This window comes from Rhodococcus coprophilus NBRC 100603, assembly GCF_001895045.1.
Taxonomy (GTDB): Bacteria; Actinomycetota; Actinomycetes; order Mycobacteriales; family Mycobacteriaceae; genus Rhodococcus; species Rhodococcus coprophilus.
The window spans coordinates 585,813-601,271 of sequence record NZ_BDAM01000001.1 but is presented as its reverse complement, the minus strand read 5'-3'; the positions used below and the strand labels follow the sequence as shown (position 1 = coordinate 601,271).

At 66.9% G+C, this 15,459-nt stretch carries 13 protein-coding genes; 6 read left to right on the top strand and 7 right to left on the bottom strand.

Going from position 1 to position 15,459, the window contains the following annotated elements; genetic code table 11:
• Positions 1-45: 45 nt before the first annotated feature.
• Positions 46-1,188, top strand: a complete 1,143-nt coding sequence (locus RDCOP1_RS02725; protein ID WP_072698504.1) for an acyl-CoA dehydrogenase family protein — start codon at positions 46-48, stop codon at positions 1,186-1,188.
• A gap of 125 nt (positions 1,189-1,313) precedes the next feature.
• Here RDCOP1_RS02725 and lexA read toward each other — a convergent pair whose 3' ends face one another.
• Complete coding sequence (gene lexA / locus RDCOP1_RS02720) at positions 1,314-2,039, bottom strand: transcriptional repressor LexA (protein ID WP_072698503.1); 726 nt, start codon at positions 2,037-2,039, stop codon at positions 1,314-1,316.
• A gap of 463 nt (positions 2,040-2,502) precedes the next feature.
• Between lexA and RDCOP1_RS02715 the strand changes: the two genes are divergently transcribed.
• Both RDCOP1_RS02715 and nrdR read left to right on the top strand, forming a co-directional pair.
• Entirely contained in the window at positions 2,503-2,799 is a 297-nt protein-coding gene (locus tag RDCOP1_RS02715) for a LysM peptidoglycan-binding domain-containing protein (protein ID WP_231922955.1), read from the top strand.
• A gap of 197 nt (positions 2,800-2,996) precedes the next feature.
• Entirely contained in the window at positions 2,997-3,467 is a 471-nt protein-coding gene (gene nrdR / locus RDCOP1_RS02710) for a transcriptional regulator NrdR (RefSeq protein WP_072698502.1), read from the top strand.
• Between the two features lie 26 nt (positions 3,468-3,493).
• On the opposite strand, the gene hrpA is transcribed toward nrdR, so the two are convergent.
• A complete protein-coding gene (gene hrpA / locus RDCOP1_RS02705) occupies positions 3,494-7,387 on the bottom strand; it encodes an ATP-dependent RNA helicase HrpA (protein WP_072698501.1) in 3,894 nt (1,297 codons plus the stop codon).
• Between the two features lie 132 nt (positions 7,388-7,519).
• Between hrpA and RDCOP1_RS02700 the strand changes: the two genes are divergently transcribed.
• Complete coding sequence (locus tag RDCOP1_RS02700; RefSeq protein ID WP_072698500.1) at positions 7,520-8,782, top strand: aminotransferase family protein; 1,263 nt, start codon at positions 7,520-7,522, stop codon at positions 8,780-8,782.
• A gap of 5 nt (positions 8,783-8,787) precedes the next feature.
• Here RDCOP1_RS02700 and RDCOP1_RS02695 read toward each other — a convergent pair whose 3' ends face one another.
• Positions 8,788-9,051: a hypothetical protein gene (locus RDCOP1_RS02695; protein WP_072698499.1), complete on the bottom strand. Its 264-nt coding sequence runs from the start codon at positions 9,049-9,051 to the stop codon at positions 8,788-8,790.
• Between the two features lie 49 nt (positions 9,052-9,100).
• On the opposite strand from RDCOP1_RS02695, the gene RDCOP1_RS02690 reads away from it, so the two are divergent.
• Positions 9,101-9,820 carry a hypothetical protein gene (locus RDCOP1_RS02690; RefSeq protein WP_072698498.1) on the top strand — a complete coding sequence of 240 codons (720 nt, stop codon included), beginning with the start codon at positions 9,101-9,103 and terminating at the stop codon, positions 9,818-9,820.
• A 72-nt stretch (positions 9,821-9,892) separates the two neighbouring features.
• Here RDCOP1_RS02690 and ahpD read toward each other — a convergent pair whose 3' ends face one another.
• Together ahpD and RDCOP1_RS02680 are read right to left on the bottom strand one after the other, a co-directional pair.
• Positions 9,893-10,426 (bottom strand): alkylhydroperoxidase, AhpD family, encoded by a 534-nt coding sequence (gene ahpD / locus RDCOP1_RS02685; RefSeq protein ID WP_072698497.1) that lies wholly within the window; start codon positions 10,424-10,426, stop codon positions 9,893-9,895.
• On the bottom strand, positions 10,423-11,013 hold the full coding sequence (locus RDCOP1_RS02680) for a peroxiredoxin (RefSeq protein ID WP_072698496.1): 591 nt from the start codon (positions 11,011-11,013) through the stop codon (positions 10,423-10,425). Before RDCOP1_RS02680 ends, ahpD begins: the two co-directional genes overlap by 4 nt.
• A 175-nt stretch (positions 11,014-11,188) precedes the next feature.
• Here RDCOP1_RS02680 and RDCOP1_RS02675 point away from each other — a divergent pair, with 175 nt between their 5' ends.
• The gene (locus RDCOP1_RS02675) at positions 11,189-12,118 is read left to right on the top strand and encodes a hydrogen peroxide-inducible genes activator (RefSeq protein ID WP_072698495.1); all 930 of its coding nucleotides are present in this window, start codon (positions 11,189-11,191) and stop codon (positions 12,116-12,118) included.
• A 1-nt stretch (position 12,119) separates the two neighbouring features.
• Here RDCOP1_RS02675 and RDCOP1_RS02670 read toward each other — a convergent pair whose 3' ends face one another.
• A complete protein-coding gene (locus RDCOP1_RS02670; RefSeq protein WP_072698494.1) occupies positions 12,120-12,899 on the bottom strand; it encodes a LysR family substrate-binding domain-containing protein in 780 nt (259 codons plus the stop codon).
• A gap of 38 nt (positions 12,900-12,937) precedes the next feature.
• On the bottom strand, positions 12,938-15,442 hold the full coding sequence (locus tag RDCOP1_RS02665) for a DEAD/DEAH box helicase (protein WP_072698493.1): 2,505 nt from the start codon (positions 15,440-15,442) through the stop codon (positions 12,938-12,940).
• Between the last annotated feature and the right edge of the window lie 17 nt (positions 15,443-15,459).

The following is a 15,459-nucleotide window of genomic DNA, read 5'->3' as shown; positions in this document are numbered from 1 at the left end:
GTGCATACGGTTGAGACGTCGAAGCCGTCACACACAGGAGCGCAGATGCAACGCACCCTTTTCGAGCCCGAGCACGAACTCTTCCGGGAGTCGTACCGGAAGTTCCTCGAACAGGAGGTGGCCCCCTTCCACGAGCAGTGGGAGAAGGACAAGATCGTCGACCGTGAGGTGTGGAAGAAGGCCGGCGAGCAGGGCTTCCTCGGCATGGCCGTGCCGGAGGAGTTCGGTGGCGGCGGAGTGGACGACTTCCGGTACAACACGGTTCTCACCGAGGAGACCACTCGGGGCGGCTACAGCGGCGTCGGCTTCATGCTGCACAACGACGTGGTTGCGCCCTACCTCCTCGCGCTCACCAACGAGGAGCAGAAGAAGCGCTGGCTGCCGGGATTCTGTTCCGGTGAGCTCATCACCGCCATCGCGATGACCGAGCCGGGCACCGGTAGCGACCTCCAGGGCATCAAGACCCGCGCGGTACGCGACGGGGACGACTGGGTGCTCAACGGTTCGAAGACGTTCATCACCAACGGAATCAACGCCGACTTGGTGATCGTCGTGGCCTGCACCGACCCGGAGAAGGGCGCGCAGGGCTTCTCGCTGCTCGTCGTCGAGCGCGGCATGCCCGGCTTCGAGCGGGGTCGCAACCTCGACAAGATCGGCCTCGACGCACAGGACACCGCAGAGCTGCACTTCACCGACGTGCGGGTGCCCGCCGCCAACCTCCTCGGTGAGGAGGGGCTGGGCTTCATCTACCTGATGCAGAACCTGCCGCAGGAACGCCTGTCGATCGCAGTGGTCGCCGCCGCGGCCATGGAGAAGGTCCTCGAGGACACGATCCAGTACTGCCGCGACCGCAAGGCCTTCGGCAAGCCGATCGGCAAGTTCCAGAACACCCGCTTCGAACTCGCCGAACTGGCAACGGAGACGAAGCTCGCGCGCGTGTTTGTCGACAAGTGCATCGAAGAGCTCAATGCCGGGACGCTGACGGTGCAGGAAGCCGCGATGGCGAAGTACTGGACGACCGACAAGCAGGTCGAGCTCATCGACCGCTGCCTGCAGCTGCACGGTGGCTACGGCTACATGCGCGAGTACCCCGTGGCGCGCGCCTACCTGGACGCGCGCGTGCAGAAGATCTACGGCGGAACGAACGAGATCATGAAGGAAGTCATCGGGCGCGGACTCGAGATCTGACCCGATTGCCGACGGCCCGTCCGGGAGCCGAGACGCAGAAGGGGCCGGGGTGCACCGCATATGCGGCGGGCACCCCGGCCTCTGTCGTGCCGGGCGATCCTGTGATGCCGGGCGCTACCGGGAATTCAGATCTTGCGGATGACCGTGACGACCTTGCCGAGAATGACGGCGTCGTTACCCGGAATGGGCTCGAACACCGGGTTGTGGGGCATGAGCCACACGTCGTTCTTCACCCGCTTGAAAGTCTTGACGGTGGCCTCACCGTCGAGCATGGCCGCAACGATGTCACCGTTGTCGGCGACGTTCTGCTGACGCACCACCACCCAGTCTCCGTCGCAGATCGCCGCGTCGACCATCGATTGACCGACGACCTTGAGCAGGAACAGTGAACCCTGCCCGACGAGTTCACGGGGGAGCGGGAAGACATCTTCGACCGACTCCTCTGCGAGGATCGGTCCGCCCGCGGCGATCCGGCCGACCACCGGAACCATCGCGGCCGAGGCCATGAGATCCGGGTCGGAGGTCGCGGCGATGGTCGTGGTGGCGGCGGTGTCGGCAGAGTGCGTTGCCGACCCGTTGTCGTCGAGTCCGCGGATGTCGACGGCCCGGGGGCGGTTGGCGTCGCGCCGCAGGAAGCCTTTGCGCTCGAGCGTGCGTAGCTGGTGTGCCACCGAGGAGGTGGAGTTCAGTCCGACCGCGTCACCGATCTCCCGGATGCTCGGGGGATAGCCCCGGACCGTGAGCGAATCCCGGATCACCTCGAGAACGCGGCGCTGGCGCTCGGTGAGGCCGGGTGTCGTGTCGTCGGCCGCCTTCCGGCTCCGGCCTTCCGCGGAGTTGCCGTCCGCCATGGTCGTGACCTCCGTGGGTCGAGTGTCGGATGCGATTGGTGTTGTCTACGAATCTATCGAGATCGTGCGCGTATATCAAACACCTGTTCGAGATTCTTCCCGTGAACCCGGGGCGCGCGACACGCGGTCGTGATAGAAATCGAACATACTTTCGTTCGAACGGGTGATCGAATACGCTGGTGACTCGAACGCATGATCGACGAAGCGACTCCACACGGAGGTTCCGATGGGTGCAACAACGATTCGGCGGGGTACGGCACAACTGCGACAGGCCGGTGAGGTCCGGTCGGCGAGTCCACGTCCGCGAAAGCGTTCGCCACAGGCGCCCGCCTCCGCACCGGTCGGTGCCGGCGGGACGAGCAGGGGAACACACGATCAGCGGGTCCGACCACGCCGTGCCCTCCAGACCGAGCCGATCTACCGCCGCACCGCGGTTGTGCCGAAGCGCCCGGTGCAGGAGGCGATGTCCGACGGTGTCGGGTGGCGTCAGATGGCCGCCGCAGTGGTGTTCACCGCGCTCGCAACTGCCGGACTGCTGACGGTGGCGCACATCCGCACCACTCAGGTCGCCGCCGGTGCCGGCGCGTCCGTCGTGACTGTGGTGCGGGAAGGGGAGACACCTGCTGCGCTGGCCGTCCGGGTCGATCCGGATGCGCCTGTGGATGTCACACTCGCGCGGATCGCGGAGATGAACGACGCCGGACTGGGGGGACTGACAGCAGGGCACCGGCTTCTGGTGCCCGCACCCGGCCGGGGATGACTGCCGTGACGACGGGGCCCGGCAACCCGCCTCACTCGAGCGAATCGGACATGCGGGTATTGTCGTGCATTGTCAGTCATACCACCCCGTGTGGTCGCGTCGGCATCGCTACACCCGAGGGTGGCAACGATTCCGGGAAGACGGCATCGGTTCGAAGCCGGCGTCGCGGCCCTCACGGCCGCGACGAAGGAACCTACATGCACTGCCCGTATTGCCGCCATCCCGATTCTCGGGTGGTCGATTCGCGCGAGGCAGACGAGGGTGCCGCGATCCGTCGTCGCCGAGCGTGCCCCGAATGCGGTCGTCGTTTCACCACGGTCGAGACCGCCGTACTGTCGGTGGTCAAGCGCAGCGGCGTCACCGAACCCTTCAGTCGCGAAAAGGTCGTCCGGGGTGTCGCGAGGGCCTGCCAGGGACGCGATGTCGACAACGACGCGCTCAACAAGCTCGCCCAGCAAGTCGAAGACACGATCCGCGCCAAAGGCTCACCCGAGGTGCCCAGCCACGAGGTCGGTCTCGCGATCCTCGGCCCGCTGCGCGATCTGGACGAGGTCGCGTACCTGCGCTTCGCGTCGGTGTACCGATCTTTCAGCTCCGCAGAGGATTTCGAGCGGGAGATCAGCGAGCTTCGTCAGCACCAGAGCCGGCGCGTACCCGACGCCGACTGAGGTCCGGCGACTCGTCGTAGCCGAAGCTACCGAACCGCCTCGATCGCCTTGAGTACTCGTTTCTCCGATACCGGGATGCGGGTCCCCAGCCCCTGTGCGAACAGGCTCACCCGCAACTCTTCGATCATCCAGTAGATGTCGACGACATCACTTGCGGTACGGCGTTCCTCGGGAAGCCGCGCGAGCAACCGGTCGTAGGCGGCGTACACGCGGTCGAGTACGTCCATTCCCTGGGCGTCGCGTTGTGCGCCTGCGGGAAGCGCATCGAGGCGTTGTGCGGCTGCAGCGAGGTAGCGCGGCAAATCGGCGAGGCGCCGTGAACCCAGATCGGTCACGAATCCGGGGAAGATCAGCGACGACAACTGCTCTCGTACGTCGTCGGCAGCCTCACCCTGGGTTCGCTCGAGCGCCACGGCCACCTCGTGGGCACGCGACAGGATCGGGACGACCGCCCCGAGCAGGCGCGCGACGGCGCCGGGAAGCCGGCTACGGACCGACTTCGCGAGTTCTTCGAACTCTGCCGGGGTGCGTACCGGTTTGCCGTGCGTGGCGATCATTTCGTCCACCGCACATGCGCGGCAGTCCTCGACGAGCGCGTCGAACGAACCGTCGGGGTTGCGGCCCAGGGCGAGGCGCTCGGAGTTGGTCAGCCCGGAGGTCACCGCCTTGGCCTTGGTCGGGGCGGTGGCGAGGAGCAGGGTTCGCAGGCCGAGCCGGTTCGCGGCCGCCTGGGCGGGGGCCGTGCTCAGGACGCGCACTGCCACTCCGGAGCCCTCTGCGACGAGGGCAGGGTAGCCGGTGACCTGCTGGCCGCCGACTTTGCGGGTGACCGTGGGTTGCAGCGTGCCGAGCGTCTCTGCCGTCCACGCCACCGCAGGCGCACGTTCGGTGCCCGACGCGGCGCGCGACACCTCGGCGTCGACCCTCGAGGACAATCGGGTACGGAGTTCGGTCAGGCTCTTGCTGCGCGCGAGGACCTTTCCGTTCTCGTCCACCGCGGCGAACGTCATGCGGAGATGGTCGGGCAGTGCGGCGGGGTCGAAATCTCCCGGTTCGATCCGGCAGTTGCCGAGCCGGGAGCATTCCCGAGCGACCGCGTTGACGAGAGGCTCGGAACGGGGAGTGACGGACGCCAGCAGCGCGGCCGCATAGTCGGGTGCCGGAACGACTTGTCGCCGAAGATGTTTCGGCAGCGTCTTGATCAGCGCCGTGACCAGGTCCTGTCGCATCCCCGGAACGAGCCAGTCGAACCCGACGGGGCGCACGTTCGCAAGCAGCGCGACCGGGATCCGTGCGGTTACGCCGTCGTCGTCGGTACCCGGTTCGAACTGGTACGTGAGCGGGAACTGCATCTCGCCCTGCCGCCAGGCATCGGGATAGTCGCCTTCGAGAACCGCTGCGGCATCCTGGTTGACGACCGTTTCCGGGGTGAACGTCAGCAGGTCGGGCTGCGACTGCCGAACCTTCTTCCACCACGTGTCGAAGTGACGGGCCGACACGACATCCCGCCCGACCCGCTCGTCGTAGAACTCGTAGAGAGTTTCGTCGTCGACGACGATGTCGCGCCGGCGCGCGCGGTGTTCGAGTTCCTCCACGTCGTCGAGCAGTGCTCGGTTCGCGTGGAAGAACTTGTGCCGGGTTCGCCACTCACCCTGGACGAGGGCGTGCCGGATGAACAACTCGCGCGAGACCTCGGGGTCGATGCGCCCGTACTGGACGGGCCGCTGGGCCACCAGGGGGATGCCGTAGAGGGTGACCCGCTCGTACGCCATCGCCGACTCGTGCTTGATGGACCAGTGCGGTTCGGAGTACGTGCGCTTGACCAGGTGGGGAGCGAGTTTCTCGACCCATTCGGGTTCGATACGCGCCACCATCCGCGCCCACAGGCGCGAGGTCTCCACGAGTTCGGCGGCCATCACCCACCGTGGCGGCTTCTTGAACAGGGACGAACCCGGGAAGATCGCGAAGTGGGCACCCCGGGCTCCGAGGAAATCGCGCTTGTCGCCTTCCCTGAGACCGACGTGCGACAACAGGCCGGCGAGGAGCGAGCGGTGGATCGCATCCTCGCTCACCGCACGATGGTGCGTCTCCCAGCCGAGAGTGACGGTGATCTGGCGTAACTGCCCCTGAAGATCCTGCCACTCCCGGATGCGAAGCCAGTGCAGGAACTCGTCCCGGCACATCCTGCGGAAACGATTGGAGGACAGCTCTTTCCGCTGTTCCTTCAGGTAATCCCAGAGCCGCAGGAATGCGAGGAAATCCGATCCGTCCACCGCGAAGCGGGCGTGTTTCTCGTCGGCGGCCTGCTGGAACTCTGCCGGCCGCTCCCGCACGTCCTGGATCGACAGTGCCGCGACGATGATGAGCACCTCGCGCAGGCACCCGTTGCGGTGACCCTCGACGATCATCCTGGCCATGCGCGGATCGACCGGCAGCCGCGCGATCTCGCGCCCGGTAGCGGTCAGACGCGGAGCCTGCCCACTCTTCGCCGGTTCGAGCGCGCCCAGTTCCTCGAGCAGTGCGATACCGTCGCGGATCGCCCGCGCGTCGGGCGGTTCGACGAAGGGGAAGGATTCGATCTCACCGAGACCCAGTGCCGTCATCTGCAACACGACGGACGCCAGGTTCGTGCGGAGGATCTCCGGTTCGGTGAACTCCGGGCGGCTGTCGAAGTCCTCTTCGGAATAGAGCCGAATGCAGATGCCGTCGGCGACACGTCCGCATCGGCCCGCCCGCTGGCGAGCGGAGGCCTGGGAGATCTCCTCGATCGGAAGACGCTGCACCTTGGTGCGCACGGAATAGCGGGAGATGCGTGCCGTACCCGGATCCACGACGTAACGGATCCCCGGCACCGTCAGCGACGTCTCCGCGACGTTGGTCGACAGGACGACCCGGCGTCCGGTGTGCGGGGCGAACACCCGATGTTGCTCGGCGGCCGAGAGCCTGCCGTACAGCGGCAGGATCTCGGTGTTGCGAAGCTTGCGGTCGTTCAGCGCGTCGGCGGTGTCCCGGATTTCCCGCTCACCGGAGAGGAAGACCAGAATGTCCCCGTCCCCGGCCGATTGGAGTTCCTCGACGGCCTCGCACACCGCGTCGACGGGATCGCGGTCGACGAGTTGATCGCCCACCTCCACGGTGAGCGGCCGGTACCGTACCTCCACCGGATACGTCCGTCCCGATACTTCCACGATCGGTGCCGGTGTCCCGTCCGCGTCCGCGAAGTGGCGGGCGAACCGCTCGGGATCGATGGTCGCCGAGGTGATGATCACCTTCAGATCGGGACGTCGCGGCAGCAACTGACGCAGGTAACCCAGGAGGAAGTCGATGTTGAGGCTTCGTTCGTGCGCCTCGTCGATGATCAGGGTGTCGTACTGCCGAAGCATGCGGTCGCGCTGGATCTCGGCGAGCAGGATGCCGTCGGTCATGAGTTTGACGAGCGTCGAGCCGGACACCTCATCGGTGAAGCGCACCGTGTACCCGACGGTGTCACCCACTTCCGAACCGAGTTCCTCGGCGAGGCGTTCGGCCACCGCGCGGGCCGCGATCCGGCGCGGCTGGGTGTGGCCGATCAGCCCGCGCACTCCGCGGCCCAATTCGAGACAGATCTTCGGGATCTGGGTGGTCTTACCCGAACCCGTCTCACCGGCGACGACGACGACCTGGTGGTCGCGGATCGCCGCAGCGATGTCGTCCTTCCGCTGGGAGACGGGCAGATCCTCGGGATAGGTGATCGGCGGAACTTCCGCTGCCCGTTCGGTGAGACGCGCCCGGGCGCGCTCGACCTCGACGGCGATCGCGGCGAGTGCGTCGTCGCCGCGTGCGCGATCGAGGCGGCGGCGGAGGCGATGTTCGTCGCGGAGCGACACTTCGGCGAGTGCCGATTTCAGGTCGCGGCGGTTCGGGGCAGGGGAAATGGACATGCTGAGTACACAGCCTAGCGAAACGCCTGACCCCGAGCCTCGCGCAGGCCCGCGACGACTCGCGAGAACCCCGACAGGGGATCGCTCCCGCGAGGTGGGCCGTCTGCGGCGCAGTGGTCGCCTCCGCATACGATGACCGGCGTCAATCTTGGTCGTGGACAGGAGCTGGTCGTGGGCGCGTTGTGGCACGGATTTGCCGATATGGGCGTGGTCGAGCGTGACGGCGCCTTCGTCGTCGCTCGGGGCGAGGGCGCCTATATCTGGGACGACGCGGGGACCCGCTACCTGGACGCCACCGCGGGCCTGTGGTTCACCAACGTCGGGCACGGACGTACCGAGATCGCGGATGCCGTCGCGGAACAGATCGGAAAGATCGCCCACTATTCGAACTTCGGCGATCTCACCGCCGAACCCACCGTCGCACTCGCCGAACGTCTCGCGGCGATCGCTCCGGTCCCCGGCAGCAAGATCTTCTTCACCTCCGGCGGGTCCGACTCGGTGGACACCGCCGCGAAACTCGCGCGACGCTACTGGCAGGAGGCGGGCAAGCCCACCAAGACTCTGCTCGTCGGACGCGAAAAGGCCTACCACGGAATGCACGTCGGCGGCACCTCGTTGGCGGGCATCCCTGTCAACGGTGACGGGTACGGCGAGTTGTGGGACGACACCCGCACGGTGGCGTGGGACGACGCGAAGGCGTTTCTCTCACTGATCGAGAGCGTCGGTGCGGACCGGATCGCAGCGTTCTTCTGCGAGCCGATCGTCGGCGCAGGCGGGGTGTACCTTCCGCCGGACGGCTACCTGGCCGAGATCCGCGACATCTGCCGGGACCACGACATCCTGTTCGTCGTCGACGAGGTCGTCACCGGCTTCGGCCGGATAGGCGGCGAGTGGTTCGCGTCCTCCCGGTTCGATCTGCAGCCGGACATGATCACCACCGCGAAGGGGCTGACCTCCGGCTACCTCCCGATGGGTGCGGTGTTCATCGCGCCCCGCGTCGCGGAGCCCTTCTTCGCGGGCGGCGTCTGGTGGCGACACGGGTACACGTACGGAGGGCACGCCGCCGCAGCGGCTGCCGCTCTGGCGAACCTCGACATCATCGAACGCGAGAATCTGCTCGCCGAGTCGGCGCGCCTCGAGAAGACCCTGCACGAGGCACTCGCACCGCTCGCCGGCCATCCGCGCGTCGCGGAGGTCCGCAGCGGTCTCGGCGCCGTCGCCGCCGTGCAGCTCGCCGACCCCGCAGCCGCGCCCGGATTCGTCAAAGATCTCCGTGCACACGGAATCTCGGGCAGGGCAGCAGGACAGGGCGCGTTGCAGATCTCACCGTCGTTCGTCATGACCGACGAGCAGGTCCACGAGCTTGCAGACGGGTTCGCCGCCGCCCTCGGCTGATTCGTTCAGCCCCGAGCCCGGATCCTCCGCAGCGCGCGACGGATCCGGGCCGGAACGCCGGTCGGGACCTGCGTGAGCGGTAGGTCGCCACGTCCGTCCTGTTCGGCGACAGCCCGCGCATACCGCTCGTGCAGGCGCGAGCGCACTTCGTCGGGGGTGTAACTGCGGCGCTTGCGTTCCGCGCGCAGAGTCACCGCTCCCGTCGCAGCCACGCCGACGACGCCGGCCAGGCCGAGAAGCTTCCACCACTGTCTGCCGCGAAGTGCCATGACTCGACCCTAGCGGCGTGCGCTTCCCCGGCGTGGAAGGCTGTCCGGTATGCACCGGTACCCGGCTCGTTCGCAGATCACCCTCGATGATGCGGTGTCGATCGCCCGCACCGGCGATCTCTGGATCTTCCGCGGCAACAGCGGCGCGGATCGCGCGATCCAGGCACTGACCAACGCCCCGGTCAATCACGTCGGGATGGCTGTGGTGCTGGACGACCTGCCCCCGCTGATGTGGCACGCGGAGCTCGGAAAGAGCCTGCCCGACATGTGGACCGGACGGCACCAGCGTGGTGTCCAGTTGCACGATCTTCGCAGCGCCGTGCAGGTGTGGAGCGCCCGTTACGGCCAGCGCGCATGGCTACGGCAGATCTCGGTGCCGGTCAGCGGCGAGCAGGAAGACCAGTTGCTCAAGGTCGTCGCGCGTCTCGACGGCACTCCGTTCCCGTCGACGGCCAGGCTCACCGGACGCTGGTTCGCCGGACGCCTACCGCTGAGCCGGAAGACGGCACGCGAGCGGGTGCCGGGCGGAGCGGGGCTCGAAAGCGCGTACTGCGCCGAGGTGGTGGCGGTGACGATGGAAGAAATGGGGTTGCTCGAGCAGCGCCGGCGCGGCAGCAACTGGTACGACCCGGGCCGGTTCTGGAGCGGTGACCGTCTTCCCCTCGCGCCCGGGGTCGACTTCGGCGGCGAGATCGAGGTACTGCTCACAGACGAGGACCTCGCTGCCGGTCGTGCGCTCGGCGGCGGTGCCGCGACCCCTGCCGAGTGACCGGCGGAAGGCTTCGATGCGAAAAGGGACCCCTCCGAAGAGGGGTCCCTTTTGTTCGAACAGTGAAGCGGATCAGACGCCGGCGAGAAGCTCGGAGGCGACGATCGCCTGGGCGACCCCCTGCAGGGTTGCCGCGATCTTGACGGCCTCCCAGACCTGCTCCTTGGAGAGGCCCTCCTTGCGGACGACGTTGTCGTGCGCAGCGGTGCAGTCGTGGCAGCCGTTGATCGTGGAGACCGCGAGCGACCACAGTTCGAAGTCGGACTTCTCGACGCCGGGGTTGCCGATGATGTTCATCCGCAGACCCATTCGCACCTGGGCGTAGTCGTCACCGAGGAAACCCTTGGCGCGGTAGGCGACATTGTTCATGCCCATGATGGATGCGGCACCGAGAGCGGCGTTGTACGCCTCGGCCGACAGCACGTCGGCAGCTTCCTCGGAGATCTCCTTGAGCACGGTCGCCGACTTGGTGGCGGCCGCGGCGGCGAGGAACGTGCCCCACAGCTGCTGCTCGTTGAGTTCGGTCGAGCGCGCAAGGGAACCGAGGTTGAGCTTGAGGTCCTTGGCGTACTCGGGCAGAGCGTTCTTCAGGTTTTCGACACTCACTTCAGGGCCGCCTTGACGAGCTCACCCGCATTGAGGGTCGGGTCGTTCTTCTTCCAGTTGCATGCGCACAGCTCGTCCGACTGCAGTGCGTCGAGGACGCGGAGGACCTCGTCGACGTTGCGGCCCACGGAACCGGCGGTGACCGAGACGAACTGGATCTCGTTGTTCGGGTCGACGATGAAGGTCGCGCGATCGGCGACGCCGTCCTTGTTCAGAACGCCGGTGGCCGAGACGAGTTCACGGTTGAGGTCCGAGAGCATCGGGAAGGGGAGGGTCTTGAGGTCCTCGTGCTGTGCGCGCCACTGGAAGTGGACGAACTCGTTGTCGACGGAGGCGCCCAGCACCTGCGCGTCACGATCGGCGAACTCGTCGTTCAGCTTGCCGAAGGCGGCGATCTCGGTGGGGCAGACGAAGGTGAAGTCCTTCGGCCAGAAGAAGACGATCTTCCACTTACCGGCGTAGTCGTCGCTGGTGATGGTGGTGAAGTAGTCGTCGGGCTGGGTGGCGTCGACCTGGGTCAGATCTCCGCCGACGAGGGCCTTCAGGTTGAAAGCGGGGAACTGATCGCCAATGGTCAGCAGTGCCATTCTCGGTCCTCTCGATAAGTCGTGAACAAGCGAGTCGATCACGCGCTTCCGCGCCGGGACGGCGCGAAATCATGCGTTACCGGACGATCCTGTCGGACCGTTCTCCGGTATGAAAACCATCTTGCCGGAAACCATTCAAAAGGTAAAGGTGATCGGTGGCACTAGACTGATAGGCGTGTCCGATCAGAGTTATCAGCCCACCCTGTCGCAGCTGCGTGCCTTCGTCGCAGTCGCAAAGTATCGCCACTTCGGTACTGCCGCTACCAGATTGAATGTGAGCCAACCCACTTTGTCGCAGGGGCTGGCGGCGCTCGAGAACGGCCTCGGAGTCCACCTGATCGAACGCAGTACCCGTCGCGTCCTCGTGACCCCCGCCGGGGCGCGGCTCCTCCCGCAAGCCCAGGCGATCCTCGACGCGGCAGACGGATTCGTCGCCGCGGCTGCCGGCGCCTCCGACGGACTGTCCGGCCCCCTCCGCCTCGGCTTCATTCCCACCGTGGCGCCCTACGTGCTGCCCGACCTGCTTCCCGCGCTGGGCGTGACGATGCCGAACCTTGTGCTCCACGTCGTCGAGGACCAGACCGCGCGTCTGCTCGGCGCGCTGCGCGCCGGAACCCTCGACGCAGCGGTGGTCGCCCTGCCCTCCGAGATCTCCGGTGTGGTCGAGATGCCGTTGTACTCGGAGGATTTCGTGCTTGTCGTGCCCCCGGGTCACGAATTGGCGGGTCGGATGGACGTGCCCGTCTCCGCGCTCGACAACGCGCCCTTGTTACTGCTCGACGAGGGGCACTGCCTGCGCGACCAGACGCTCGATCTGTGCCGGTCGGTCGATGCCCGTCCGATGGCGGGCGACACCCGCGCGACCTCACTCGCGACCGTGGTGCGGTGCGTGGCCGGGGGACTGGGCATCACGCTCGTCCCCGCGTCGTCGATACCTGTGGAGACCGCGCGCGGGGATCTTGCGATGGCACATTTCGTCTCGCCCGCGCCGAGCCGGACCATCGGGCTCGTCGTCCGTTCCTCCACGGCCCGCGCAGCCGACTACCGTGCGCTCGCCGACCTCATCAGGATGCAACTTCCCGCGCAGGTGCGACCCGTCGGGTAAGTCAGCCCCTGCCCTTGCGGGGCCTGCCGGAACCCTTGGGGCGGCTCGTGTTTCCACGTCGCGCCTTGGGCTTTTTGTCTCCGACCACGCGCTTGGGCTGGGAACCTTGACGTTCTCCGCGGCGCGGACCCTTGCGATCCTTGGCGTCCTCCGCGGGGGTCTCCGAATCCTGTCGGCGTCCCCTCGAACTGTTGGCGGTGCGGCCGCGGACGATGCCGACGAAGGTGTCGACGAGGTCGGTGGTGCGGTCGGTCACCCACACGAGCCCCACCTGCGACGCGGGTGCGTCGGTGACCGGTCGGTAGGTGAGGTCCTTGCGATGGTGCAGACGGGCGAGTGACTGAGGGGTGACGAGCACACCCACCTCGGACGCGACATGGGAGACCGCGGTCTCCGTGTCGGCGGGACGCTCGAACGCCTCCTCGCCCGGGAGGGTGGCCCAGTCCAGGACATCGTCGAGCGGGTGCAGCACGGTCTCTTCCGCGAGGTCGGCTACCGAGATCCGGTCGACGGCGGCGATCGCATGCTCCTTCGGCACCACCACCACCGAGGCCTCCGTGTAGAGGTTGATCACCGACAACCCGTCCCGCTCGAGCGGTAGCCGCAACAGGGCGATGTCGGCCGTCCCGTTGCGAAGCGGTTCCGCACCCGACGTGGGCTCGACGGGCATGAGTTCGATCGGTACGTCCGGCATACGTTCCGTCCACACCCGGACCCACTTGGTGGGGGTGACCCCGGGGACATAGGCCAGCCGGAACGCCTGCGCGGACTCTTCGTTCACCCGGTCAGGCTACCGGTACGGCATACAGCCGGATCGATTCAGCCCTCCGCCACCTCGAACTCGTCGAACACCACCTCGCCCGCCGCATCCGACTCGGCCAGGTTGACCTCGCCGAGCAAAGCCCACCCGTGATCGCCCTGAGGGTCGTGCAGCGTCTGGCGCACCCGCCACACCTCGGTGTCCATCACCACCGAGAACAGCTGCGGTCCGCGGGCGTCGGGGCCGGTCCCGATCTCGGAGTACTCGTCGAAGTACAGCTCGAGCAGATCCTCCCAGTCGTCCGCGTCGAGCCCGTCACCGAGCTCTGCAAGATCGTTCCAGCGGCGCCGTGCCGCGAGTTCCACACGCTTGAACATCGCGTTGCGCACCATGACCTTGAAGGCGCGCGTGTTCGCGGACAGCGGCCGGGGGACATCCGCGCCGAACGCGACCTGCTGGTCGTCGGATTCGACGCCCGGATTCGTGAGCGACTCCCACTCGTCGAGCAGGGACGAGTCCACCTGGCGGATGAGCTCACCGAGCCACTCGATGATGTCCTCGAGGTCCTCCGTGCGCGCCACGTCCGGCACGGTCTGCCGCAGTGCACGGTAGGCGTCGGCGAGATACCGCAGGACGAGCCCTTCCGACCGCGCAAGCCCGTAATGGCTCACCAGTTCCGAGAAGGTCATCGCGCGCTCGATCATGTCGCGCACCACCGATTTCGGGGACAACGGTGTCTCCGCGACCCACGGGTGGCCACCGCGATACGTCTCGAAAGCCGGATCGAGGAGGTCGGCGAGCGGCTTCGGCCAGGTGATCTCTTCGAGCAGTTCCATGCGCTCGTCGTATTCGATCCCGTCCGCCTTCATCTGCGCGACGGCTTCACCCCGTGCCGCGTGCTGCTGGGCCATGAGAATCTGACGGGGATCGTCGAGCGTCGACTCGATCACCGACACGACGTCGAGCGCGTAGTCCGGAGCCTCGATGTCGAGCAGTTCGATGGCGGCGAGCGCGAACGGCGACAACGGCTGATTCAGCGCGAAGTCGCGCTGGAGATCGACGGTCAGTCGCGCCATGCGACCGTATTCGTCGGGCTCGTCGAGTTGCTGAACGACGCCGGCCTGCAGCAGACCGCGGTAGAGCGACACGGCCTTGAGGATGTGCTTGCGCTGGGCCGGCCGGGGTTCGTGGTTGTCCTCGAGCAGATGCCGCATCGCCTGGAAGCAGTTGCCCGGGCGGGCGATGACGTTGAGCAGCATCGAGTTGCTCACCGCGAATCGCGACTGCATCGGTTCCGGGGACGCGACGATGAGCTTCTCGAAGGTGCCCTCGCCCCACGAGACGAACCCTTCGGGCGCCTTCTTCCGCTGCACCTTGCGCCGCTTCTTCGGGTCCTCCCCGGCCTTGGCCAGTGCCCGGACGTTCTCGATCTCGTGCTCGGGCGCCTGCACGACGACCGTGCCCATGGTGTCGTATCCGGCGCGACCGGCGCGACCCGCGATCTGGTGGAATTCACGCGCCTTGAGTTGCCTGGTGCGGGTGCCGTCGTACTTGGTCAGTCCCGTCAGCAGCACCGTGCGGATCGGCACATTGATGCCGACGCCGAGTGTGTCCGTACCGCAGATGACCTTCAAAAGCCCGTCCTGCGCCAGCTTTTCGATCAAGCGCCGGTACTTCGGCAGCATTCCCGCGTGGTGGACGCCGATGCCGTGCCGCACCAGGCGCGAGAGCGTCTTGCCGAAGCCCGTCGAGAACCGGAAGTCGCCGATCGCGGCGGCGATCGCCTCCTTCTCGGTTTTCGAACACAGATTGACACTGGTCAGTGCCTGAGCACGCTCGAGTGCGGCCGCCTGGGTGAAGTGGACGACGTACACCGGCGCCTGATGGGTGGTGACCAGTTCTTCGATGGCCTCACCGATGGGCGCCTGGGAGTACGAGAAGGTCAGGGGCACAGGACGCTCGGACCCGGCGACCTCGACTGTCGGGCGTCCGGTGCGGCGGGTGAGATCCTTCTGGAGGAACGACACGTCGCCGAGCGTCGCCGACATGAGCAGGAACTGTGCGTCCGGCAGTTCGATGAGGGGCACCTGCCAGGCCCAGCCCCGGCCGGGCTCGGAGTAGAAGTGGAACTCGTCCATCACCACCTGGCCGATGTCGGAGTCTGCGCCTTCACGCAGGGCGAGGTTCGCGACGATCTCGGCGGTGGCACAAACGATCGGAGCGGTCGGGTTCACGGACGCGTCGCCCGTCATCATTCCGACTCGGTCGGCACCGAACACCTCGCACAGCGCGAAGAACTTCTCGCTGACGAGTGCCTTGATCGGCGCCGTGTAGAACGTGCGCTTGCCGGCGGCAAGGGCGAAGAAGTGCGCGCCGATCGCCACCATCGACTTACCCGACCCCGTCGGCGTGGCGAGGATCACGTGGGACCCGCTCACGAGCTCCAGGAGCGCTTCCTCCTGCGCCGGGTAGAGCGTCAGTCCCCGATCCGTCGTCCAGGAGGCGAATGCGTCGAAGAGAGCGTCGTCGTCGACGGGGTCGGGTATCAGATCGGGAAGCAGCACTGTTCCAGGCTAGTCGC